This is a genomic window from Flavobacterium olei, assembly GCF_039749035.1.
In the GTDB taxonomy this organism is placed as follows: Bacteria; Bacteroidota; Bacteroidia; order Flavobacteriales; family Flavobacteriaceae; genus Flavobacterium; species Flavobacterium olei.
On the sequence record NZ_JBDKWC010000001.1, the window covers coordinates 838162 to 861712 of the forward strand.

Here is a 23551-nt window from a genome sequence, read left to right on the forward strand (position 1 = left end):
AATAAAAATGAAAAAGAAACTCGTAGTCTTAACCGGCGCAGGAATCAGTGCTGAAAGTGGAATTAAAACTTTTCGGGACAGTGACGGATTATGGGAAGGGCATGATGTAATGGAAGTTGCAACTCCCGAAGGCTGGCATAAAAACCAGGATTTGGTTTTGGATTTTTATAATAAAAGACGTCAGCAGCTTAAAGAAGTTCAGCCGAATTTAGGTCATATTATTTTAGCCGAACTCGAAAAAGATTTTGATGTACATATAATCACACAAAACGTAGATGATTTGCATGAACGTGCCGGAAGTACCAAAGTTTTGCATTTGCATGGAGAATTATTAAAAGTAAGAAGTATAAAAGATAAAAACCTAATTCTGGATTGGACTGAGGATTTATTTACAGGAGATTTTGATGAAAATGGATATCAACTAAGACCTCATATTGTCTGGTTTGGAGAAGAAGTCCCGGCACTTGAAGAAGCAATTGATATTACAGAAACTGCAGATTACTTTGCCGTTATTGGAACTTCATTGCAAGTTTATCCTGCTGCCGGTTTAATTTCTTACACGCCGTCTACAACTACTGTTTTTTATATTGATCCAAAACCAATTACTATTCCGAATATCAGAAATAAAGTAGAAACGATTGCAAAATTTGCTTCTGAAGGAGTTGCAGATTTAAGAACAAGATTAAATTCATTTTAAAACATATAAATGCAGGTTTGGGTTACTTCTAATCGCTAAATTCTGTTTATATTTGCACCTTTCGAAAAACAACATAACAATGACTACTCTAAACGAATTGAATGCTATATCTCCTATTGACGGACGTTATAGAAATAAAACTCAAAATTTAGCCCCTTTTTTCTCTGAAGAAGCTTTAATAAAATACCGTGTTTTAGTTGAAGTGGAATACTTCATTGCTTTATGTCAGATTCCATTACCACAATTACAAGGTATTGATGCGTCTTTATTTGAAAGCCTGAGAAACATTTACAAAAATTTCTCTACTGAGGATGCACTGTGGATCAAGGAAACTGAAAAAGTAACCAACCATGATGTAAAAGCGGTTGAATACTTTATTAAAGAGGCATTTGAAAAATTGGGTTTATCTCAATACAAAGAGTTCATTCACTTCGGACTAACATCTCAGGATATTAATAATACTGCCATTCCGCTTTCTACGAAAGAAGCTTTTGAACAGGTTTACATGCCGACTTTAGTTGCTGTAATTGCAAAATTAAAAGAATTAAGTGTAGAATGGAAGGACATTCCGATGTTGGCTCGTACACACGGACAACCTGCCTCTCCTACTCGTTTAGGAAAAGAGATTTTGGTTTTCGTTGAGCGTTTAGAAGAACAGATGCGTTTGTTATTCAACGTTCCTTTTGCAGCTAAATTTGGAGGAGCAACAGGAAACTTTAACGCACATCACGTGGCTTATCCACAAATTGACTGGAAACAATTCGGAAATAAATTTGTTGAAACCGATCTTGGTTTACAGCATTCTTTCCCAACCACTCAAATCGAACATTATGACCATTTTGCGGCATTTTTTGATGCTTTAAAAAGAATCAATACTATTATAATCGATTTGGACCGTGATATCTGGACGTATGTTTCGATGGATTATTTCAAACAAAAAATCAAAGCCGGAGAAATTGGTTCTTCTGCAATGCCACATAAAGTAAATCCAATTGATTTTGAAAATTCTGAAGGAAACTTAGGAATTGCAAATGCTATTTTTGAGCATTTATCGGCAAAATTACCCATTTCGAGACTGCAGCGCGATTTAACTGACAGTACCGTTTTGCGTAATGTGGGAGTTCCTTTCGGACACACCATTATTGCTTTTGAAGCCACATTGAAAGGTTTGAACAAACTGCTTTTAAACGAAAAGAAATTTGCTGAAGACTTAGAAAAAAACTGGGCGGTTGTGGCAGAAGCTATTCAGACTATTTTACGTCGCGAGGCTTATCCGAATCCTTATGAAGCTTTAAAAGGTCTAACCAGAACTAATGAAGCGATTGACAAAAATGCAATTCATAATTTTATTGCCACATTGGAAGTTTCAGATGCAGTAAGAGCAGAATTAATGCAAATTACCCCTGGTAATTACACAGGAATTTAAAGAAAACCTAAAATATTTTCCCAAAAAAAGCTATCTTTATCGAGATAGCTTTTTTTATTATATCCGGTTCCAGCCCAGATTGAAATGAAAAGCCTTTTGCAAAAAAAGCCTTATTTTGCTGGTGCAAAGCGTAATCCCGAAGCTTCGGAAAGCTCCTGCAAAACTTAATAATAGGTATTTTAAGTAAAAGCTTGTAATGAAAACTGGATTGGCTCCTAAAAAAAATACCACCTTTATTTATGATCGCATTGAATGCCGCTGCTGAAAGCACACATCATTTACAACCTTTAATTAGTGATCTGGGATTAATCCTGATGACTGCCGGAATTGCTGTTTTATTATTTAAAAAAATGAAACAGCCGTTGGTTTTAGGGTATCTGATTGCCGGATTTCTGGCGGGAAACCATTTTGATTTTTTCCCCTCAATCACCGATATGAAAAGTGTCGAAGTATGGGCAGAAATCGGGGTTATATTTTTACTATTTAGTCTAGGTCTCGAATTTAGTTTTAAAAAGTTAATGAAAGTCGGAGGCACGTCTTCTGTCACTGCAATTACGCAAATTATGTTTATGACATTAATTGGTTACTGCGTGGGACAATGGATGGGTTGGGGCAAAATGGATAGTATTTTTCTGGGTGCCACACTTTCTATTTCCTCTACCACAATTATTATTCGGGCTTTTGATGAATTGGGTGTTAAAGGAAAAAAATTCGTTGGTATTGTATTTGGAGCGCTGATTGTTGAAGACATTGTCGCGATTTTGATGCTGGTCTTACTTTCTACAATTGCGGTGAGCGACCAGGTTTCAGGCGGCGAATTATTACAGTCTGTTTTAAAATTGATTTTCTTTCTCATCATCTGGTTCCTGGGCGGAATTTTTATAATTCCGACTGTTCTAAAAAAAGCCAAACATCTTTTAACCGATGAAATGCTTTTGATTATTTCGCTTGCATTATGTTTAATGATGGTTATGTTTGCAGCAAACGTTGGATTTTCTCCCGCATTAGGAGCGTTTATTATGGGATCTATTATTGCCGAAACGACTCAGGCAGAAAAAATTGAACATCTCATCCAGCCGGTAAAGGATTTGTTTGGTGCGGTTTTCTTTGTCTCTGTCGGAATGTTAATTAATCCGGACACTTTGTTGACCTATGCACTTCCTGTTGCAATCATTACATTACTGACGATTTTTGGAAAAGCATTGAGTTCTTCTATTGGAGCACTTATTTCCGGTCAGCCCTTAAAACAATCCGTGCAAACGGGAATGAGTCTGGCACAAATTGGCGAGTTCTCTTTTATTATTGCAACGCTGGGAATGACTTTAAAAGTTACAAGTGATTTTCTTTATCCAATCATTGTTGCTGTTTCTGCCATAACTACTTTTACAACTCCGTTTTTAATTAAATATTCGGAAAGATTTGCCTTTTTTCTGGAATCAAAAATGCCCAAAAGATGGGTTAAAAACATTAATAGATACAGTGTGAATGCTCAGGCAATTAAATCTGTAAGTACCTGGCAGATTGTGCTTCGCTCTTCGGTTACGCAGATTATTCTTCACACTATTATTATAACGGCAATTATTTTATTGTCATCCAAATTTATAGCGCCATTGGTTGCCGACACAAGATTCGGAAATACCTTGGCTGCCTTATTGACATTAGTTGTAATTGCACCTTTTTTATGGGCGCTTTCTCTCAGAAGGGTAAAAGTTGAAGAAGTAGAGATATTGTGGGAAGAGCGCAAATATCGTGGCGCACTATTAATGCTTATCCTCATTAGAATGAGTCTTGGACTGTTCTTTGTTGGTTTTTTACTGAATATTTTCTTTTCGCCATTAGTTGCTTTTGTAGCACTTATCATTGCAATTGGAGCCTATCAGATTTTCCCTAAAAAACTAAATGAACAATATCATAAAATTGAAAATCACTTTTTAAAGAACCTCAACGATCGTGAAAATAAAAAAATAGACCGAAGATATGCCAATTTAATGCCTTGGGACGGGCACATGTCGTTTTTTGAAATCAAAAAAGAATCGAATCTGGTTGGTCAGACTTTGCAGGAATTAAAAATCAGGGAGCAATTAGGAATCAATATTGCCTATATTAAGCGTGGTGATGTTACTATTCCGATTCCTATTAAAACAGAACGTTTATTTCCCGGAGATGAAATTTGTGTAATTGGTACCGATGAGCAGATTACACAATTCACAAAGTTCCTGACACAAAATGAAGTTGAAGCGCCAACAAAAGTGCAGGAAACCGATATTGTCCTGCGTCAACTGGAAGTTTCGCAGCAGGATTTTATTCAGAAAAGCATCGGACAATTTCGCGCAAAAACAGACGGAATGGTTGTAGGCATCGAAAGAAACGGAAATCGTATTCTTAATCCCGAATCGAGTTTAATTTTACAAAAAAATGATATTCTCTGGGTAGTTGGAGATAAAAAGAAAATGGCCGCGTTGTTGGCGGTAAAATAGGTTCTAAGCTGCTAAGGTACTGAGTTGCTAAGATTTTTGGTTGTTGACTTATTATTTTAAATATGAGAAAGCGCTGAAATTAATTATAATTTCAGCGCTTTCTGTATAAAAATATGAAGTTGATTTCAAAGAGATAAACCTTAGCATCTTAGAAACTTAGTACCTCAGAAACTTAAACTTACTTATTCGGTTGCGGTGTTAAACGCAGGTAAGGTTTAATTGGTGTATGTCCTTTTGGAAATTTAGCTGGAATCTCACTGTCCGGAATTGCCGGAGCAATTACCACATCTTCACCATCTTTCCAGTTTGCCGGAGTTGCGACACTGTAATTTGAGGTTAATTGTAAACTGTCAATTACACGCAATAATTCGTCAAAGTTTCTTCCTGTTGAAGCGGGATAAGTCAGAGTCAATTTGATTTTTTTATCAGGTCCGATCACAAAAACAGAACGAACTGTAAATTTGTCGCTTGCATTTGGATGCAGCATGTCATACAAATTGGCTACTTTTTTATCTTCATCTGCAATAATTGGAAAATTAACTTCTGTATTTTGAGTTTCGTTAATATCTTTAATCCACTCTTTATGCGAATCTAAACCGTCTACACTCAAAGCAATAACTTTAGTATTTCTTTTGGTAAATTCAGGAACATAATTGGCCACGGTTCCTAATTCGGTAGTACAAACAGGGGTAAAATCTGCAGGATGAGAAAATAAAACACCCCATGAATCTCCTAACCATTCGTGAAAACTTATTGGCCCTTGTGTGGTTTCTGCCTGAAAATCGGGAGCTATATCACCTAATCTTAATGTTGACATAATTTAATATTTTTAGTTCATCTAAAATTAATTAAAAAATGCATGTAGAAAACATTTAAAATGCAAAAAAAAGTTAAAATTCTACTTTCTCGATATAATTACTATTTTAAACTATATCAAGTCTAATATAAAGTACCAAAACGCGAGGGTCAGAAAGGAAATCGGAATTCCAAAACCAATCATCATACTGCTTAATTTTGGTTTTAAACCATACGTTGACGCTAAAATTGCACCCGTAATCATAGGCGCCATCGCGGTTTCCATAATGGTAATTTTTATTGCTTCTGAATGCTGATTGAAAATAAAAACATACAGCACAAAAATTACAGCAGGAATTAAAAACAACTTAAAAAATAATCCAAGACGCAGAAATTTCCAATGCTGGCTTTTCCGGTCAAATGTCAATTGTAAACCTACAGAAAGCAGGGCAAGCGGTGTTACTAAACTTCCTATAAGCAGTAAAAGAGATTGGATATTTTGATGTAAATCGTAACCTAAAATATTCAAAAGGCAAGACAAAACAAACATGATAAATGGCGGAAACAAAATGATTTTTTTTAAAATTCCCAACGCATTCGGACTCCCTTTAGAATAAAAAGCAGCCGTAAAAACCCCAAGTGTAGAAACTACTACAAACGTTCCGGGCTGATCGACCAGAATTGCGGTTTCGAGCCCTTTCTTTCCAAACAAAGCTTCAATAATTGGATATCCTAAAAAAGAACTATTGCTTAAACCCGCAGTTAAAATCAGACAGCCAATCAATTTATTCGACCAGCCGTTTCTTCTTCCTAAAAAATGAAAAAACAAAAAAGCTAAAATGTACGTAATCCAGCCCGCCCCTATTGGAAATAATAATTCGTTGCTCCACCTTATTTTCGGAATATGATATAAAGTAATCGCAGGAAGGCAAAAATAGATAACAATTTTGTTGAGTATTTTATAAAGAGAAGTTGGAAATTGTTTTACATGTTGTAAAACCAAACCCAGTGTAAGGAAAAAAAATATTAGAATAAAGTTGTTCATATCTGTATATCAAACAAAAATAAGAATTTAAAAAATGACGCAAACCATTAATTTTTAGTTAAAATTGTTTTTTGTGTTACAAAACACACTATATTTGTAACATATTTTATTACAGTATGATTTCAGGTAAATTTGCCATAACGATTCACATTCTAACATTGCTGCATAAATTCCCAAACGACTTTTTGTCTTCGGAGTTTATTGCGGGAAGTATCAATCTGAATCCTGTTCTGGTTCGAAAAGAAATTGCCAATTTAAAAGCACATCATATTGTAGAAAGTAAAGAAGGAAAAAATGGCGGAACAAAATTGGCTGTAAATGCTTCTAATCTGACATTAAAAGAAATATTTGAAATGACATTTGAAACGATTGGTTTAGGTTTTGCAAAAAATCAGCCGAATCCTGATTGTCCTGTCGGAAGGAAAATCAATCAGAATCTGGAAGCTTTGTACAGTGAAATGAACCAAAAAGTAAGCGCACAGCTGGAGAACATTTCTCTCGAAGATTTTTCGAATCAATTCTAAACTATTTTTTTAAACAAAACTGTAACATTTTTTATTACTAAATAAATTTTATATCATGAAAATCGCACTTATCGGAGCTACAGGTTTTGTTGGCTCAGCAATCTTAAATGAATTAGCAGAAAGAAAACACGAAATTACTGCAATCGCCAGAACTCCAAAAGAAACAACAAATGCAACTTGGGTTGCGGCAGATATTTTTAATATCGAGGCTTTGGGAGAAATATTAAAAGGACATGACGTTATTGTAAATGCATTTAATCCCGGATGGACAAACCCAAATATTTATGATGATTTTTTAGCAGGTTCAAAAGCAATTCAGGAAGCGGCAAAAAAATCGGGTGTTAAGCGTTTTATCACAATTGGTGGTGCAGGAAGTTTATTTGTAGCTCCAGATTTACAAGCTGTTGATACCCCAGATTTTCCTAAAGAAATTTATCCCGGTGCAAATGCTGCAAGACATTATCTGGATATCATTAAGGAAGAAAAAGATCTGGACTGGGCATTTTTTAGTCCGGCATTCGAAATGCACGCCGGAACGACGACAGGAAGAACAGGAAAATATCGTTTAGGACTTGACAATCCGGTTTTTAACGACGAACAAAGAAGTATTCTATCTGTTGAAGACTTAGCTGTAGTTATTGCTGATGAAGTAGAGAATCCGAAACACCATCAGGTTCGTTTTACAGCAGGATATTAATTTTTCAAGCGGCTAAGACACTAAGGTCCTATTTTTTTCCGCATTACATGAATTGCATTAATTTTTTAATTTAATTCGTTTATTAGTGAAATTCGTGGCAAACATAACAAACAGTTTCAAAAGCAAATACTGCCTTTTGAAACTGTTTTTGTTTTCTGTACTTTTACAAAACCAAAAGAACTACTGTGTCTGATTTACAAAAACATTCGAGTGCTTTACAGGAAAAAGCTGGAATTTCGCCTCCCGAAATTACCAATGCTGTTGCTATAAATCAGATTAAAAAAAACCGCCGGCAACAACCATCTTCCGATGAATTAATAGCCGATATCCTTAGCGGAAACCGAACTGCATTAAGCCGTTCGATTACTTTGATCGAAAGTACCAATCCCGAGCATTTTGCAAAAGCCGGTGAGATAATTCAGGGATGTCTCCCCTACGCTAATAAATCAATACGGATTGGTATAACAGGAGTTCCCGGAGTGGGAAAAAGTACTTTTATAGAAGCTTTCGGAAAGCATCTCACACAACTCGGAAAAAAAGTTGCCGTTCTTGCCGTTGACCCTAGTAGTTCACTTTCGCACGGAAGCATTCTGGGCGACAAAACCCGAATGGAGGAATTGGTTAAAGATGAAAATGCTTTTATACGACCAAGTGCTTCCGGAGATACTTTGGGCGGTGTGGCGCGTAAAACCAGGGAAACTATTATTTTGTGTGAAGCAGCAGGTTTTGATACTATTATTATCGAAACTGTTGGCGTCGGTCAAAGCGAAACCGCCGTACACAGCATGGTTGATTTCTTTCTGCTTTTAAAAATATCAGGTGCCGGCGACGAACTTCAGGGAATCAAACGAGGTATTATGGAAATGGCAGATGCCATTGTCATCAACAAAGCAGACGGCGATAATATTAAAAAAGCAAATCTGGCAAAAGTAGAATTTGGCAGGGCTTTACATTTATTTCCTCCAAAAAAGTCCAACTGGCAGCCAAAAGTAACTACGTGCAGTTCTCTGACAAAAGAAGGAATTGCTGACGTATGGAATACTATTTCTGATTATTTTGAAATGACAAAGGAAACTGGATTTTTTCAGGAGAAAAGAAACAATCAAAATCAATTCTGGATGATGGAGACCATCAACGAACAGTTAAAACAGAATTTCTACAACAATCCAGACATTATTCAGGCATTAGAAGATAATAAAAAAGCAGTGCAAAACAATGAAATTTCATCATTTGCAGCTGCTCAGAATCTTTTGAAAAAGTATTTTCTTAAAGGCTTATAGGTTCAAAGGGACAAAGGGACAAAGTGATGCATCGGTGTCTATCACTTGTTCCTTTGTTCCTTTGTTCCTTTGTTACTTTGCACCTTTGCTACTTTGCACCTTTGCTACTGTGCTACTTTTTCCTCAACTTATATTTACTCTCTTTATACAAATTTCCAGCTGTAATTACATGCGCCAAAGCATCCTTTGCCAATTCTTCGTTTAATTTTACCGGTATCAGAGTGGTATCATTTTTAATTTCAAATTGTAAAGGTTTTAAATTTGGCTGCATTATTACAACCTGATTTTCAACTCTAAAAGCATTAATATCATTAAACTGCATAATAGATCTTCCTTTTACTTTTGAATCTAATGTATTCAGATTTCTGCCGACCATTGGAGTTTCAAACGGCAGTCCGAGATAAGCCAGCAATGTGGGCGGAATATCTATCTGACTGGCGAGTCTGGAATATGAAACACCTTTTGGAACTCCAGGACCCATTATTAATGCCGGAATATGGAATTTATTAATCGGAACCAGGTTTTTCCCGTAAGTTCTCGTATTGTGATCTGCGATTACAATAAAAATTGTGTTTTTAAAATAGTCTTCTTTTTTAGCCATTTCAAAGAATTTCCCAATAGAGAAATCGGCATATTTCATGGCATTATTAACGGTATTCGGCTTTTTGTCATACGGTTTTATTCGACCCTCAGGATATTCAAAAGGTTCGTGATTCGAGGTCGAAAACATTAGTGAGAAAAAAGGTTTATTTCCTTTTGATTTGAAATACTGATTGGCTTTTGTTACCAAATCTTCATCAGAATAACCCCAGGTTCCTTTAAAAGCATATTTATTTCCATCAGAATCAAAATCTTCCTGATCGACAATGTCGCTGAAACCGTTTCCGTTAAAGAAGGAAGCCATGTTATCAAAATTCGCCATTCCGCCGTAGATAAAACTGGTATCGTATCCTTTCTGTTTTAAAGCTTCCGCTAGAGTAAAAAAGCCCTGTTGGCTATTTCCCAGTTTCACAACACTTTCAGACGGAGAAGGGAGAAATCCTGTGACAACAGCTTCGATTCCGCGAACGCTGCGTGTTCCTGTACAGTATAAATTAGTAAATAATAAACCTTCTTTAGAAAGTTTATCAAATTCAGGCGTTAATGGTTTCCCTCCTAAAATACCAACATACTCTGCCCCTAAACTTTCCTGTAAAAAGATCACCAGATTATAGGGTTTTGATTGGGCAGAATCCGGTTGCTGTACATGCAAAAACGGAATATCATGATCTGTAAAATCATTTGGTCCCGCAATCATGTATTTCTTTACGCGTGCAATCGCTTCGGCTTCATCCATTTTACCGTACATTTTAGTATTTCCTTCATTTTTGATAGAATACGCCGCAAAGGCAACAGTATAAAATGAATTTAATCCCAGCGTATTGGTCAACTGATCTGTCGAAAAGACAGCATTACTAGCATTGATCGGACGCTTTGAAGTCAGACTTGAGCGTGCGCCAAAAAACAGTAAAAATGCTACTAAGGGAAATAATAGCAATTTAAATTTATAGTTTGTATCTGTAGTATAAAAAAGCACTTTGCCTTTTTTAAAAGCAAAATAAAGCGTTACTCCTAAAATTAAAAAAGTAATGATGATAGAAGTCAGATAACTTTTTAAAAGCATTCCCACAACTTCTTTTGGGTAAATAAGGTAGTCCAGAAAAATTTTGTTGGGTCTGGTATCGTATTGCTTTATGAAATCCGGCGAGGCCAATTCTACAAAAAGAATCAGAAATAAAAACAATAAACTGTAAATCACCAGAAAATTGTTGGTGAATTTCAGCCATTTATTCGGCAAAAAAGTAATCAGCAGTGCCGGAAGGAAAGACAAATAACAAAGCAAAATTAAATCCATACGCAATCCTATTGGAAATATGTACCAGAAATCAGGAGTCTGCTCTACTCTTTCCTTAAACAGAAAGAACAGAAAAATGCGGCTCAGCGTTGTAATCAGCAATCCAATTGCAATGAAATTAAAAATAGGTTTTAAAAAAGTTAGCTTCTTCATCAATAAAAATTTAAGAACGTAAAAAAGAGAATTAGATCGTTACAAAGAAATTATTCTTCGTAACGATTTATTTCGCGGTCGTAAAATTCATTTGCTTTCTCAATTAAACCTTCCATTTCGATGTTCAATTCAGATTCGTCAAGATCTTCGGCTTCTTCCAAAAACTCCACCTCATCGTCTTTTAAATTGATAATAAATCGTGGATAATCTAAGTGAATGATAAAAATATCGTCTGGAAAATCTGTATTGTCTCCGAGTAAAAATTTAGGTAATTCCATATTGTTTATTATTTATTTTTAGTTTTTTTGTTTCTTGTTTATTTTGCCAAAGATCGCAAGTTCTCAAATGATTTTTTTTCAAAAACTAAAACCTTTAAGAATCTCTAATTTCCGGCTCCTAATAAACTTCAAATTTAATTATTTGTAAGTGAATTTTTGATTAATTTTCCCGTAAGGTAATTAAAACGAAGATACAGTAAAACGGCCGCAGTTGTTAAACCTGCCAAAAGTCCGATCCAGACACCTTCTGCCTTCCATTCTGTAAACTCTCCGAGATAATACGAAATCGGAAAACCAACTACCCAATAAGCGACAAAGGTGATATACATCGGAATTTTTACATCCTGCAATCCGCGGAGTGCTCCTAAAACCACAACCTGAATTCCGTCTGAAATTTGAAAAACAGCAGCAATTAACAATAATTTTGAAGCAATTTCTATTACCTCTGTATTATCTGTCAGCTGTAAAGTATTTTCCATATTTATGAAAACATAGGGAAGCACGGTATGAAATAGTACAAAAATGATTGCGAAGAAAACTTCCAATATAATTGCCAGTAAGAAAATGGATCTCGCAACAACCAGTAATTTTTTATAATCCATTAAGCCTCTCTGATTGCTGACACGAATCATTGAAGTTACGCTCAATCCCATGGCAAACATAAACGTTAATGAAGCCAGACTTAATGCAATCTGATTGGCCGCCTGACTCGTTTTTCCTATATTCCCGCAAAGCCAGATCGAAGCCGTAAACAATACTACTTCAAAAAGCATTTGCATGGCAGAAGGAAATCCGATGCTTACGATTTTTTTTATTGTTGTTTTTTTGATTTCATTAAAACTGAAATTACTGAAGAAACGTTTCAAATCATTTCTTTTTGACAACATGATGTGCATGAACATCACAAGAAATATTCTGGAAATTACCGTTCCAAGTGCGGCACCGATGATTCCCATTTTAGGAAAAAACCAGATTCCATAAATCAGAACATAATTAATTCCTACATGAAGCACATTTGCCATAACCATTGCATACATGGAGTATTTGGTCATTGACATTCCATCTGCAAATTGTTTATAACCCTGATACATTATTAGCGGAATAAGCGAAAAAGCAACCCAGCCTAAATACGGCTTAGCCAGAACAATAACTTCTGCCGGCTGATGGAGTAATTCCATAATTGGTTTTGCCAGCATAATAACTCCAAAGAGAAACAATCCTAAAATGGTACATAAAAACAAACCGTGATGAAACGCAGAGCGAATTTTACCGTCATTTTTTTCAGCATCTCCTTCGGCTACAATTGGTGTAATAGCAGTAGAAAAACCTATTCCCAAAGACATTGCAATAAAAATCATGCTGTTTCCGAGAGAAACCGCTGCAAGTTCTGTACTTCCCAGTTTACCAACCATAATATTATCAACTATACCTATTAAGGTATGTCCCACCATCCCTAAAATAATCGGGTAAGCCAGTCTTAAATTATACGAAAACTCCTTTGTGTACTGCTTTAAATTCACTTCTGTATTTTATTAGGCGGCAAAGATAATCAGAAGCTTCGAATTCTGTTCTATTAATAAAATTATATACCAATTTTAAGGTAAAAATAAGCAGACCTCAATATTATATAACGATTATTAAAAATTGTATAACGATCCCGAAGTAGCTCCAATATAATTTTACACCATTAATAATTCAAAAAAAAATGTCATGAGAAAATTACAAATTATCTGCCTAGCTGCTTTTTCATTTTTATGCGCCAACACAACTTTCGCTCAAGACAGTGAAGTCCAAAATTACGATCAGGGTTTTAGATTAGGTTTTGGAGTTAATGGCGGTTTGCCAACCGACGGTGATTACGACTGGGCGCTTGGAGGAGATGTTCGTCTACAGTACGATTTATCTCAAAAAACTTCTTTGACTCTAACAACTGGTTTTACCAATTTGTTTAACGGAGACAAGGACGAACTTGGAAATGACATCAAAGATCTTGGATTTATTCCGGCCAAAGCAGGTTTCAAAGCTTTTGTATGGGAAGATCAATTTTATGTTATGGGAGAAGTAGGTGCTGCTTTTGCAGTAACTAATGACTATAATCAGACTTCATTTTTATGGGCTCCAGGAATTGGATACGCCAATAAATACATTGACTTAAGTGTTCGTTACGAAGATTATCATGATTTTAGAACCAACCAGGTAGCATTACGTGTTGCTTACGGTTTTAAACTCTAAAAAATAGGTTTAATTTATTATTTTGTTTTTGGTAAAAACCCCGACAGCCCTCTATAGCTAGTCGGGGTTTTTGTTTGTTCTGTTTTTAATTTAAATTCGTAGTTAATTCAGAATTATGATTTTTTAAAAAATTATCTGATTGTCAAATTATCTCAATTATCAAATTTTCTTATTTCTCCCCCAGTTCCTTTTTATACAATTCTATGTTCAAGGCTGTTTTTTCATCCAGTTCGGGTTCTTTAATATCGGTATGTTTTTTCATTTCTTCCCAGATTATTTTGGCTACAATATAGCGTGACATTTCTTTATCATCTGCCGGAACAATATACCATGGTGCGTGCGGAGTTGACGTTTTATTAATGGCTTCTTCGTAATAGTTCATATAATCTTCCCAATAACCACGCTCTTTCAAATCGCCCGGAGAGAATTTCCAATTGTGCTTTTCTTCTTCCAGTCGGCGAAGTAAACGCTGACGCTGTTCTTCCTTACTCAAATGCATATAGAACTTCATCACAATCATTCCGTTTTGTGTAATATGCTTTTCAAAATTATTAATCTGTTCAATTCTCTTTTCCCAGAATTCGGGTGTAATGTCATCAACCGAATTAATATCGGGCAGATTTTCGCCTAAAATATATTCCGGATGCACACGCGTTACCAAAACATTTTCATAATGTGTACGGTTAAAAATCGCAAATTTTCCTTTTTCGGGCAAAGCAATATAATGTCTCCACAAATAATCGTGTTCCAATTCTGTCGAATTCGGCGTTTTAAAACTATGCACCACAACGCCACGCGGATTAAATTCTTTAAAAACCTCGCGAATGAGACTGTCTTTTCCCGAGGTATCCATTCCCTGCAGACAGATTAAAACGCTGTATTTATTGTGCGCATACATTACATCCTGTAAATCGCTCAGTTTTGCTTTTACTTTCTCGAGTTTTTCTTCTTTTTCACTATCGTCGGCTTGTATATCTAATAAAGTTGGAATCTTTTTCAGTTTTATTTTTTCAACAACTTTAAAATCATTTGGATCTATTGATTTCATATTTTCAAATTTTTGTAATATAAATATACTACTTTTACGAAGCAAATTCCTGCTATTCATTGCAATACTTTTCAATAAATTGCTTTTTTCCAAGCCATAACAAGAGCTTCCGCTGGTCGCTTTGTTCTGTCAGGAAAAAATACAATTTCTTTTCAAAGTATTTCCATTTCTATCAGGGCTAGAGATTGGTTTTCAAAACAACACTTCATGGAAAAATTTACATTAGAAATATTATTTCAGATTATCGGAATTGGTTCGGCATCCGGCTTATTCTTCCACAACGATGCACTTTACGTAATTGGCGATAACAGCGGATTTCTGTACGAATACAATATGCAGAATCAACAATTGAATCAACATCCTTTATTGGATAATCCAGCCCAGAATATTCCCAAAAACCTAAAACCCGATTTTGAGTCAATGACCAATCATAACGACACACTTTACATTTTTGGTTCCGGCTCTACCGAAAAAAGAAATCAGATGCTTGCTTTTGATCTGAAAAATAAAACGGTCGTCCAAAAAAATAATCTGGTAGATTTATATGCATTAATGCAGAGTTTCGGCGAAATAAAACCCGAAGATTTCAATTTGGAAGGTGCTATATTCGATGGAGAAAACTGGTACTTATTTAATCGAGGAAACGTAATTTCAAACAAAAACACCATTTTTACCATTCACGCCAAAAATCTTTCAGAAGAGTTTGCCTTGATTTCTGTTAATTACAAACTTCCAAAAATTAAAGGCGTTCGCTCCAGTTTTACCGACGCGGTCTTGGTAGAAGATAAAATTTACTTTCTATCTACTGCAGAAGACACCAAATCGACTTATGACGACGGCGAAATCTTAGGAAGTTTTATTGGCCGCATCGATCTTAAATCCATGAAAATAGATTTTACGCAAAAAATAACCTCAACCAATAAATTTGAAGGTTTGACTTTGTACAAAAAATCAAATGACAAAATAGAGTTTTTGCTTTGCGAAGACAATGACACAGATTTATTAGAAACTAAAATCTATAAATTGACTTTGCCGGTTAAGTAAAATTTGATCAGCTTTTTTGTCATTCCGAGGAACAAGAAACCTTCGCAAGTAACCCTACAATCTTTTTTGCGCGGAGAATATTATTCAGAATGAATAATAGAATTTATAAATGTTAGACGCCTGCATTGCGTCTCTATGGTAAACCTCTTTAACTTTGTAGCTTTGTAACTTTGACCCTCAAAAAAGTTTTTAAACTTTTTTTCATTCCCGTCCCAACCTTTTTATCTTTTAATGTCTCTATATAAGAAAGACACCAATTGTGATAAACGAAACTCAAATAGCAAACTGTAAAAAAATGCACCGCGATGCCCAGCGTCAGGTGTACGAATACATGGCGCCAAAATTGTACCGCCTTTGCAAAAGATACCTCAAAAAGGAAGAAGAGATTGAAGAAGCCCTTGCCGATTCCTTCTTTACAATCTTTACCAAACTGGATCAGTTGAAAGAAGCTTATGCTTTTGAAGCCTGGGCCAGAAGAATTACGGTAAACCATTGTTTGGCGACCATTAGAAAAGAAACCAACTTCAACATGTATCTCGATGACGTAAAATTGCTTTCGCAGCCTTTTGTCGATGAACTGAATACATTAGAAGAAGAAGATTTACTGAATTTATTAAATCACATTCCGGATGGCTGTAAAACAGTATTCAATCTTTTTGTTATAGAAGGTTTTGCGCATAAAGAAATAGCCGAAATGCTAAAAATCTCCGAAGGTACTTCAAAATCACAATTGAATGCTGCCAAAACCAAACTTAAAGAACTGGTTAATAAACTGTATTATCAAAAAGCAAAGTAGTCATGGACAATCAGGATAAATTATTCGATAAAATAAAAGAAGCTTCGCAAAATGCGGAATTCAAAGACTTTCCCGGAATGGAAAAAGTCTGGTCAAGAGTAGAAGAAAAACTAGACAAAAAAGAAGATAAAAAAACAATTTCATTATGGAAGAAGGTTGCAATAGCTGCTTCTCTCCTACTATTAATTTCTTTAGGTTCTCAATTTTTACAATCTGATGAAAATGCTGTTAATGAAACTCCAAAAGTAGTTTTAGATCAAAAAGAAAAAGATAAAGATCCGATTAACACAGAAAGCAACGAAATTATTTCAACTAATTCTGAAATTGTTACGACAGAAGAGGGCGCTAAGATTTTAGAGATTCAAAAAGAAAGACAAAAGACGGTTGCTGTTCAGGAAACAATTGTTCCAAAAACCACGTTAGCTCAACCAATTTCATCTCCAAAAATTAGCGCTGAAGCTGTTACCGCTGCTCCGGCTCAAAAAGATTATATATCCGAAAGTAATGAAATGTATGCACAGGAAGAAAAGATTTCAGGCTCACTTGAAAGAAATGAAAGAGAATCTGCAAAAGTTGCCTTTGCTGCAAGAGAAACTCAAAAAGCAAAAAAGCCAGCTCCGCTTGTAATTCTGAATGGAAATGCAATGGCACACAGTGACGCTGCTAAAAGGGATAAAATGATGCGATCTGAAATAGAAAATGTAAAGCCAGAAAATATGGATTCATTACTGATTTTAGATGAACCTTTATACATAATCGACGGGATTTATTATTCGGAAAATGATTTATTCGGAAATAATCCAACAAGTCCGTATGCACCTTTAGACAAACAAGACATTAAAACAATAACCATTTTACAAGACCTTGAAGCTACTTCCAAATATGGCGAAAAAGGTAAAAAAGGAGTCGTAATTATCACTACAAAAAACGGAAAGCCGACGCCTAAAAAATAATCTCAAGCTTTGTCAAAGTTCGCGGCTTGACAAAGCTTACAACTCATTATTAACTTAAAAAATTATTATCATGAAAAGTTTAAAACTTATTTCATCAGCCATTGCTATGCTTATATGTTTCGTAAGTATGGCGCAGGAAAGAACGATTACCGGAAATGTCACAGATGAGTCCAAATTACCAATTCCGGGCGTTACAATAACGATCAAGGGTACTAAAAAAAATACGCAAACAGATTATAAGGGGAATTATTCTCTTCTGGCAAAAAAAGGAGATGCACTTGTTTTTAGTTTTATTGGAATGGGTTCTCAAACCCTATATGTAAAAGAATCCAATGTTATTAATGTAGTATTAAAAGAAAATAGCGCTCCATTACAGGAAGTCGTTGTTACAGCTTACGGCACAGTAAAGAAGAAATCATATGTTAATGCAATTGTTTCTGAAAAAACACAAAAGAGAAGCACTTCTTCTCCGGCATTGCACGGAAGAGTTGCCGGACATGTTCAAAATAATGTGGGATATGCGGCAAGTCCGAGCGTAACTATTCGCGGAGTCGCCACTCTTTCTCCAAAAAACGAACCGATGTATATTGTGGACGGAGTTACAATGAAAGCCAATCAAATGGCAAAAATTAATCCGAATGATATTGACAATGTTTCGGTTTTAAAAGACAAAGACGCGACTGCCGTTTATGGAAGCAACGCCTCAAACGGAGTTGTCATAATTGCAACTAAAAATGAACTTTACAAAAATCTTTCAGAAAAAGAATTAGACAAAAAATTAAATATCACTCCACTTCCGACAGAACCCACTCAGGAAGATTATGACACTTTCGTGGAAAATGCTTTTGAAAGTCCGAAAACAGCACCACTTTCTACATTTTCGATTGATGTCGATAATGCGTCGTACACTAACATCAGAAGATTTTTAAATAATGGACAGACAGTTCCAAAAGATGCAGTTCGTGTGGAAGAAATGGTGAATTTCTTTAAATACAGTTATCCTCAGCCAAAAGGCGAAAATCCATTTTCTATAAATACCGAATTGAGCGATTCGCCGTGGAATTCCAAAAACAAAATCCTGAAAATTGGTTTACAGGGAAAAAACATTCCGACAGAAAATTTACCGGCTTCAAACTTAGTTTTCTTAATCGACGTTTCCGGTTCTATGGGCGAGATCAACAAATTGCCTTTATTGAAACAATCCATGAAAATTTTGGTAAATGAATTACGTGCAAAAGATAAAGTTGCCATAGTGGTGTATGCAGGTGCTGCAGGGATGGTTTTAAAACCCACTTCAGGCGACGAGAAAAAAACAATCAATGACGCACTTGATAATTTACAATCCGGAGGAAGTACGGCTGGTGGTGCAGGAATTGAACTGGCTTACAAAATTGCTTCAGAAAATTTTATTAAAAACGGTAATAATCGTATTATACTGGCAACCGACGGCGATTTTAATGTTGGAAGCACTTCAAATTCTGATATGGAGAAATTAATTGAAGAAAAAAGAAAAACAGGCGTTTTCTTAACTTGTCTCGGTTACGGAATGGGAAATTATAAAGACAGCAAAATGGAAACTCTGGCAGACAAAGGAAACGGAAATTATGCGTATATCGACAACATTCAGGAAGCCAACCGCTTTTTAGGAAAGGAATTTAAAGGCTCGATGTTTGCCATTGCAAAAGATGTAAAAATTCAAATCGAATTCAATCCCAAACAAGTACAATCGTACCGACTAATTGGATATGAAAACAGAAAACTTCGTCCGGAAGATTTTAAAAACGATGCCATCGATGCGGGCGAATTGGGGAGCAACCATATTGTGACGGCGTTATATGAAATCATTCCGGCAGGAGTTTCCAGCGAATATATTAGCAGTTTACCAGATGATTTAAAATATACTAAAACAGAAGAATCTGCAACAAATTTCAGCAATGAACTGGCAACAGTAAAATTCCGTTACAAAAAACCGGATGGTAACAAAAGTATCGAAATGGTTCAGGTAATTGACAATAAAACAATCGCTCTGGACAAAGCCAGCGACGACATGAAATTCAGCACCGCTGTCGCCTGGTTCGGATTAAAACTGAGAGATTCAAAATTAATCGCCAACAAATCTTCTGATGACATTGCATCATTAGCAAAGCAAGGATTATCAAATGATGTTGATGGCTATAAGGCAGAATTTGTAAGACTGGTAGAAACTTCAAAACAGTTTAATTAATATAATTGTCAGAGCAAATTAAACCTGGAGACGCACTTCGGTGTGTTTCCAGGTTTAATTTTTTTTGCGGTTAAATCATCATTAACAATAAATCCTAAATAAGGATTTGATAGATATTTTAGTACATTTGATCTTTATCAATCAAATATTATATACTCAATGAATTCAATTTTAAGCCAGAATCTATTTTTAGTAAAAGAACATGTCGGAATGTTTAAAGCCGCAAACAATTACGATATCTACAATCCCGACAACAATCAAATTATCTTAAACTGCCGCGAAAATAATTTAGGCTTTTTTACCAAAATATTACGTTTTACCGATTACAAAAGAGCTACTCCTTTTAATGTTGAAATTTCAACTCCGTCGGGAGAAAAATTAATTACCGTAAGAAGAGGTGTTGCCATTTTTCGTTCTACCGTTGAAGTATTGGATGAGAAAGATCGTTTGGTTGGAACCTTCAAACAAAAATTCTTTTCTATTGGAGGTAAATTTGACATCTTAGACAAAAACGAAAAACCTGTTGCGACTTTACAGGGAAAATGGACTGGCTGGGATTTTAAATTTTCTCACGAAGGAAAACCACTGGCGCAGGTAAGCAAAAAATGGGCAGGATTAGGAAAAGAATTCTTTACCAGTGCCGACAATTATGTACTTCAGATTGAAGAAACCGTACCAACTGACAGCCATTTAAGACAGTTGATTTTAGGAGCAGTAATGTGTATCGATATGGTTTTGAAGGAATAGTAAAAACCTGTTAAACTTAGATTAAGAATACATCTGAAAGCATTATTTTTAGTTTGCAAAAGCTTATTTTTGTAAGACTCAAAATAATGCTTTTGCATTTTCTAAATTTACAATCATGACTGACTTAAAAAATAAAAATGCGCTTATAACAGGCGCCGGAAAAGGAATTGGAAAAGCCGTTGCTATTGCTTTGGCCAAAGAAGGTGTAAACTTAATTCTGGTTTCGAGAACGCAAAGCGACATTGATGAGCTGGCAAAAGAAACTGCAGATCTTGGGGCAAAAACTATAGCGATCTCTGCAGATGTTGCCGATATTAATTCGATTAATAATGCTGTAGAAAAAGCCTTAAGCGAATTTAAAACTATTGACATTTTGATAAACAGCGCCGGAATTGCTTCTTTTGGAAAATTCCTTGAACTTGAACCGGAAACTTTCGAAAGAATTATTCAGGTTAATTTAATGGGGACTTATTATACAACCCGCGCCGTAATTCCGAATATGATCGAAAGACAGACCGGAGATATTATTAATATTTCTTCAACTGCGGGATTGAACGGAAATGCTTTAACAAGCGCTTACAGTGCATCTAAATTTGCTGTTTTAGGCTTAACCGATTCTTTAATGCAGGAAATGAGAAAACACAATATTCGTGTTACTGCTTTAACACCTAGTACAGTGGCAACTGATATGGCGAAAGATTTGAACCTGACAGACGGAAACCCCGAAAAAGTAATGCAGTCTGAAGATATGGCAGAATTAATTATTTCGCAGTTGAAACTAAACCGAAGAGTTTTTGTGAAAAACAGCAGTATTTGGTCTACTAATCCTTAATTTAAATCTCAAATTTTAGAAATCTCAAATTCCAATTTATTAACTTAGAGATTGGAATTTAAAAAAAACGTAATGGAGCAATATTTAAGACAATTGGTCGAAATTGAATTTCAGGATAAAAAAGAAATCTTTACCGGTTTTCTTATCGATTATTCTGACGACTGGATTTTACTTCGAAATAATCCTGTCGATTTTATATTGGATGGTTTTGTGATTTTAAAAAATAAAAATATTGAAGCGGTTAATCGTGATCATGATTTGGCTTTTAATGAGAAAGTAATTCGAATGAAAGGCTTACAAATCAATTCGGAAGATATCATTCCGATACGCGATTTAGCATCGATTATGAAATATGTCTCTGAGAAATACGGCATTTTTCAACTTGCAAAAAAATCTTCAAAATCTGCTTATTTAGGAAAACTGATTGAATTTACAGACGAAGAACTTACAATTGATTTTCTGGATACAAAAGGTCAGTTTGGCGGCGAATTAAGTTTTAATCCTGAAAAAATTCGTGTTATTGAATTTGATACAGATTATATTAATTCTTTGAAATTGATTGTTGGAGAGGATAATTGATTTTTTTTTGTTTCACAGAGATTCGCGTAGGTTTTTCGCAGAGATACACGAACAATTTTTAATAAAAAAACGACAAAACTCTTTAATTTAAAGTTATAGAGTTTTGTCGTTTTTGTCATTTCGACCGAAGGGAGAAATTACACTAGTATATGGACAAAGATTGGTAATTTACTTTGTGGAGTTTCTAGTGCGATTTCTCCCTTCGGTCGAAATGACAAACTTTATGTTTTTCTAATTATTTTCTTGATTAAACCTCTGCCAGTTTATTTAAAAACTCCAGACGAACACTTCCGTCTTCATCAATTTTGGTCAGATTTATTTCCTGCAAAGTATTTACGAGTTCCGGATTCCACGGTGTTTTTACTTTTACATAGTTTTCTGTAAATCCGTGTATGTAACCTTCTTTATTTTCTCCTTCAAAAAGAACTGTTCTGTTAGTTCCCAATTGACTTTCATAAAAAGCACGACGTTTTTTCACAGATAAACCGCGAAGCATTTTACTGCGTTTTGCCCTTACATTTGAAGGAACAACACCTTCCATGTCTACTGCTTCTGTATTATCTCTTTCTGAGTATGTAAAGACATGCAGATACGAAATATCCAGATCGTTTAAGAAATGATAAGTTTCTAAAAAGTGCTCGTCTGTTTCGCCCGGAAAGCCAACAATAACATCCACTCCAATGCAGGCATGCGGCATTACCTCTCGTATTTTATTGACACGATCGATATAAACTTCACGTAAATAACGACGTTTCATTAATTTTAAAATATCATTACTTCCAGATTGCAGCGGAATGTGAAAATGGGGTACAAAAGTTCTGCTTTTGGAAACAAATTCTATGGTTTCGTTTTTTAGCAAATTCGGTTCGATGGATGAAATTCTCAAACGTTCAATTCCTTCTACTTTGTCCAGCGCCTGAACCAAATCCAGAAAAGTATGCTCGTGTTTTTTATTCCCGAACTCCCCTTTTCCGTAATCTCCAATATTTACTCCCGTTAGAACAATCTCGCGAATATTCTGAGCTGAAATTTCTTTGGCATTTTTTAAAACATTTTCTAAGGCATCACTTCTTGAAATTCCACGTGCCAGTGGAATTGTACAATAGGTACATTTATAATCACAGCCATCCTGCACTTTTAGAAATGCTCGGGTACGATCTCCTATAGAATAACTTCCTACATAAAAATCGGCTTCGGCAATCTCGCAGGAGTGCACTTCACCCATGTCGTTTTTACTGAGATCATTTATATAATCGGTAATTTTGAATTTCTCTGTAGCTCCCAAAACCAAATCTACACCGTCTACAGAGGCTAGTTCTTCTGGTTTTAATTGCGCATAACAGCCAACAGCGGCAACAAAAGCTTTTTCGTTAAGCTTCATCGCTTTTCTCACAACTTGTTTAAACTGTTTGTCGGCATTTTCTGTAACCGAGCAAGTATTGATTACATATATATCTGCAACATCTTCAAAATCGACGCGGTCAAAACCTTCGTCATTAAAGTTTCTGGCAATTGTAGAAGTTTCTGAAAAATTCAGTTTACAACCCAGCGTATAAAAGGCAACTTTCTTTCTGTTTTCCATAATCTGTCTTAAATTAATGAAATCGTTGTCAAAAAATTTAAGGCTGCAAATTTACAAACAATATTCATCAAAAGAAAGCGATTAATTTACTTCGGGTCAGGAATTTGAAGTAGATGCAAATATCCCTGCATAAAAAGAGATTAATAATAAAATTTATTTTTATGCGAATACTATCCAACCAGAACTTTTTTTTAACATTTCAATAAGAATAAAATGACAAAATAATCGATTAAATGCAAATATTATCG

At 35.2% G+C, this 23551-nt stretch carries 21 protein-coding genes; 14 read left to right on the forward strand and 7 right to left on the reverse strand.

Going from position 1 to position 23551, the window contains the following annotated elements:
• Positions 1–7: 7 nt before the first annotated feature.
• The 3 genes from ABEB31_RS03595 (at position 8) to ABEB31_RS03605 (ending at position 4600) form a co-directional block, all read left to right on the forward strand.
• Positions 8–697 carry an SIR2 family NAD-dependent protein deacylase gene (locus ABEB31_RS03595; protein WP_347049968.1) on the forward strand — a complete coding sequence of 230 codons (690 nt, stop codon included), beginning with the start codon at positions 8–10 and terminating at the stop codon, positions 695–697.
• A 79-nt stretch (positions 698–776) separates the two neighbouring features.
• Positions 777–2123: an adenylosuccinate lyase gene (purB, locus tag ABEB31_RS03600; protein WP_347049969.1), complete on the forward strand. Its 1347-nt coding sequence runs from the start codon at positions 777–779 to the stop codon at positions 2121–2123.
• 239 nt (positions 2124–2362) lie between these two features.
• Positions 2363–4600 (forward strand): cation:proton antiporter domain-containing protein, encoded by a 2238-nt coding sequence (locus tag ABEB31_RS03605; RefSeq protein WP_347049970.1) that lies wholly within the window; start codon positions 2363–2365, stop codon positions 4598–4600.
• Positions 4601–4778: 178 nt separating this feature from the next.
• On the opposite strand, the gene ABEB31_RS03610 is transcribed toward ABEB31_RS03605, so the two are convergent.
• Positions 4779–5417, reverse strand: coding sequence for a peroxiredoxin (locus ABEB31_RS03610; RefSeq protein WP_347049971.1), 639 nt, complete (start codon positions 5415–5417; stop codon positions 4779–4781).
• 111 nt (positions 5418–5528) lie between these two features.
• Complete coding sequence (locus ABEB31_RS03615) at positions 5529–6440, reverse strand: AEC family transporter (protein WP_347049972.1); 912 nt, start codon at positions 6438–6440, stop codon at positions 5529–5531.
• A gap of 116 nt (positions 6441–6556) precedes the next feature.
• Between ABEB31_RS03615 and ABEB31_RS03620 the strand changes: the two genes are divergently transcribed.
• The 3 genes from ABEB31_RS03620 (at position 6557) to meaB (ending at position 8941) form a co-directional block, all read left to right on the forward strand.
• The gene (locus ABEB31_RS03620; protein WP_347049973.1) at positions 6557–6964 is read left to right on the forward strand and encodes an RrF2 family transcriptional regulator; all 408 of its coding nucleotides are present in this window, start codon (positions 6557–6559) and stop codon (positions 6962–6964) included.
• 55 nt (positions 6965–7019) lie between these two features.
• Positions 7020–7661, forward strand: a complete 642-nt coding sequence (locus ABEB31_RS03625) for an NAD(P)-dependent oxidoreductase (protein WP_347049974.1) — start codon at positions 7020–7022, stop codon at positions 7659–7661.
• Between the two features lie 185 nt (positions 7662–7846).
• Positions 7847–8941: a methylmalonyl Co-A mutase-associated GTPase MeaB gene (gene meaB, locus ABEB31_RS03630; RefSeq protein WP_347049975.1), complete on the forward strand. Its 1095-nt coding sequence runs from the start codon at positions 7847–7849 to the stop codon at positions 8939–8941.
• 112 nt (positions 8942–9053) lie between these two features.
• On the opposite strand, the gene ABEB31_RS03635 is transcribed toward meaB, so the two are convergent.
• The 3 genes from ABEB31_RS03635 to ABEB31_RS03645 all read right to left on the reverse strand — a co-directional run bounded on the left by ABEB31_RS03635 (position 9054) and on the right by ABEB31_RS03645 (position 12786).
• Complete coding sequence (locus tag ABEB31_RS03635; protein ID WP_347049976.1) at positions 9054–10988, reverse strand: LTA synthase family protein; 1935 nt, start codon at positions 10986–10988, stop codon at positions 9054–9056.
• Between the two features lie 50 nt (positions 10989–11038).
• On the reverse strand, positions 11039–11266 hold the full coding sequence (locus ABEB31_RS03640) for a hypothetical protein (protein ID WP_347049977.1): 228 nt from the start codon (positions 11264–11266) through the stop codon (positions 11039–11041).
• A gap of 134 nt (positions 11267–11400) precedes the next feature.
• Positions 11401–12786, reverse strand: coding sequence for an MATE family efflux transporter (locus ABEB31_RS03645; RefSeq protein ID WP_347049978.1), 1386 nt, complete (start codon positions 12784–12786; stop codon positions 11401–11403).
• 190 nt (positions 12787–12976) lie between these two features.
• On the opposite strand from ABEB31_RS03645, the gene ABEB31_RS03650 reads away from it, so the two are divergent.
• On the forward strand, positions 12977–13498 hold the full coding sequence (locus ABEB31_RS03650) for a hypothetical protein (RefSeq protein ID WP_347049979.1): 522 nt from the start codon (positions 12977–12979) through the stop codon (positions 13496–13498).
• 169 nt (positions 13499–13667) lie between these two features.
• On the opposite strand, the gene ABEB31_RS03655 is transcribed toward ABEB31_RS03650, so the two are convergent.
• Entirely contained in the window at positions 13668–14546 is an 879-nt protein-coding gene (locus tag ABEB31_RS03655; RefSeq protein WP_347049980.1) for a PPK2 family polyphosphate kinase, read from the reverse strand.
• Between the two features lie 207 nt (positions 14547–14753).
• Between ABEB31_RS03655 and ABEB31_RS03660 the strand changes: the two genes are divergently transcribed.
• The 7 genes from ABEB31_RS03660 to ABEB31_RS03690 all read left to right on the forward strand — a co-directional run bounded on the left by ABEB31_RS03660 (position 14754) and on the right by ABEB31_RS03690 (position 21721).
• On the forward strand, positions 14754–15590 hold the full coding sequence (locus ABEB31_RS03660; protein ID WP_347049981.1) for a DUF6929 family protein: 837 nt from the start codon (positions 14754–14756) through the stop codon (positions 15588–15590).
• 295 nt (positions 15591–15885) lie between these two features.
• Positions 15886–16386, forward strand: coding sequence for an RNA polymerase sigma factor (locus tag ABEB31_RS03665; protein WP_347049982.1), 501 nt, complete (start codon positions 15886–15888; stop codon positions 16384–16386).
• A gap of 2 nt (positions 16387–16388) precedes the next feature.
• Positions 16389–17339 carry a hypothetical protein gene (locus ABEB31_RS03670; RefSeq protein ID WP_347049983.1) on the forward strand — a complete coding sequence of 317 codons (951 nt, stop codon included), beginning with the start codon at positions 16389–16391 and terminating at the stop codon, positions 17337–17339.
• Positions 17340–17409: 70 nt separating this feature from the next.
• Positions 17410–19563, forward strand: a complete 2154-nt coding sequence (locus ABEB31_RS03675; RefSeq protein WP_347049984.1) for a YfbK domain-containing protein — start codon at positions 17410–17412, stop codon at positions 19561–19563.
• 159 nt (positions 19564–19722) lie between these two features.
• Positions 19723–20310, forward strand: a complete 588-nt coding sequence (locus ABEB31_RS03680) for an LURP-one-related/scramblase family protein (protein ID WP_347049985.1) — start codon at positions 19723–19725, stop codon at positions 20308–20310.
• Positions 20311–20425: 115 nt separating this feature from the next.
• Positions 20426–21142, forward strand: coding sequence for a 3-ketoacyl-ACP reductase (locus tag ABEB31_RS03685; RefSeq protein WP_347049986.1), 717 nt, complete (start codon positions 20426–20428; stop codon positions 21140–21142).
• 72 nt (positions 21143–21214) lie between these two features.
• Positions 21215–21721 carry a hypothetical protein gene (locus ABEB31_RS03690; RefSeq protein ID WP_347049987.1) on the forward strand — a complete coding sequence of 169 codons (507 nt, stop codon included), beginning with the start codon at positions 21215–21217 and terminating at the stop codon, positions 21719–21721.
• A gap of 247 nt (positions 21722–21968) precedes the next feature.
• Here ABEB31_RS03690 and mtaB read toward each other — a convergent pair whose 3' ends face one another.
• A complete protein-coding gene (gene mtaB / locus ABEB31_RS03695; RefSeq protein ID WP_347049988.1) occupies positions 21969–23303 on the reverse strand; it encodes a tRNA (N(6)-L-threonylcarbamoyladenosine(37)-C(2))-methylthiotransferase MtaB in 1335 nt (444 codons plus the stop codon).
• Positions 23304–23551 lie beyond the last annotated feature (248 nt).

Coding starts and splice junctions, on each gene's coding strand:
- ABEB31_RS03650 (WP_347049979.1), top strand. CDS start 12,977: ATGAGAAAATTACAAATTATCTGCCTAGCTGCTTTTTCATTTTTATGC.
- ABEB31_RS03625 (WP_347049974.1), top strand. CDS start 7,020: ATGAAAATCGCACTTATCGGAGCTACAGGTTTTGTTGGCTCAGCAATC.
- ABEB31_RS03690 (WP_347049987.1), top strand. CDS start 21,215: ATGGAGCAATATTTAAGACAATTGGTCGAAATTGAATTTCAGGATAAA.
- ABEB31_RS03655 (WP_347049980.1), bottom strand. CDS start 14,546: ATGAAATCAATAGATCCAAATGATTTTAAAGTTGTTGAAAAAATAAAA.
- ABEB31_RS03610 (WP_347049971.1), bottom strand. CDS start 5,417: ATGTCAACATTAAGATTAGGTGATATAGCTCCCGATTTTCAGGCAGAA.
- ABEB31_RS03620 (WP_347049973.1), top strand. CDS start 6,557: ATGATTTCAGGTAAATTTGCCATAACGATTCACATTCTAACATTGCTG.
- purB (WP_347049969.1), top strand. CDS start 777: ATGACTACTCTAAACGAATTGAATGCTATATCTCCTATTGACGGACGT.
- ABEB31_RS03670 (WP_347049983.1), top strand. CDS start 16,389: ATGGACAATCAGGATAAATTATTCGATAAAATAAAAGAAGCTTCGCAA.
- ABEB31_RS03635 (WP_347049976.1), bottom strand. CDS start 10,988: ATGAAGAAGCTAACTTTTTTAAAACCTATTTTTAATTTCATTGCAATT.
- ABEB31_RS03685 (WP_347049986.1), top strand. CDS start 20,426: ATGACTGACTTAAAAAATAAAAATGCGCTTATAACAGGCGCCGGAAAA.
- ABEB31_RS03605 (WP_347049970.1), top strand. CDS start 2,363: ATGATCGCATTGAATGCCGCTGCTGAAAGCACACATCATTTACAACCT.
- ABEB31_RS03615 (WP_347049972.1), bottom strand. CDS start 6,440: ATGAACAACTTTATTCTAATATTTTTTTTCCTTACACTGGGTTTGGTT.
- ABEB31_RS03640 (WP_347049977.1), bottom strand. CDS start 11,266: ATGGAATTACCTAAATTTTTACTCGGAGACAATACAGATTTTCCAGAC.
- ABEB31_RS03595 (WP_347049968.1), top strand. CDS start 8: ATGAAAAAGAAACTCGTAGTCTTAACCGGCGCAGGAATCAGTGCTGAA.
- ABEB31_RS03675 (WP_347049984.1), top strand. CDS start 17,410: ATGAAAAGTTTAAAACTTATTTCATCAGCCATTGCTATGCTTATATGT.
- ABEB31_RS03680 (WP_347049985.1), top strand. CDS start 19,723: ATGAATTCAATTTTAAGCCAGAATCTATTTTTAGTAAAAGAACATGTC.
- ABEB31_RS03665 (WP_347049982.1), top strand. CDS start 15,886: ATGCACCGCGATGCCCAGCGTCAGGTGTACGAATACATGGCGCCAAAA.
- mtaB (WP_347049988.1), bottom strand. CDS start 23,303: ATGGAAAACAGAAAGAAAGTTGCCTTTTATACGCTGGGTTGTAAACTG.
- ABEB31_RS03660 (WP_347049981.1), top strand. CDS start 14,754: ATGGAAAAATTTACATTAGAAATATTATTTCAGATTATCGGAATTGGT.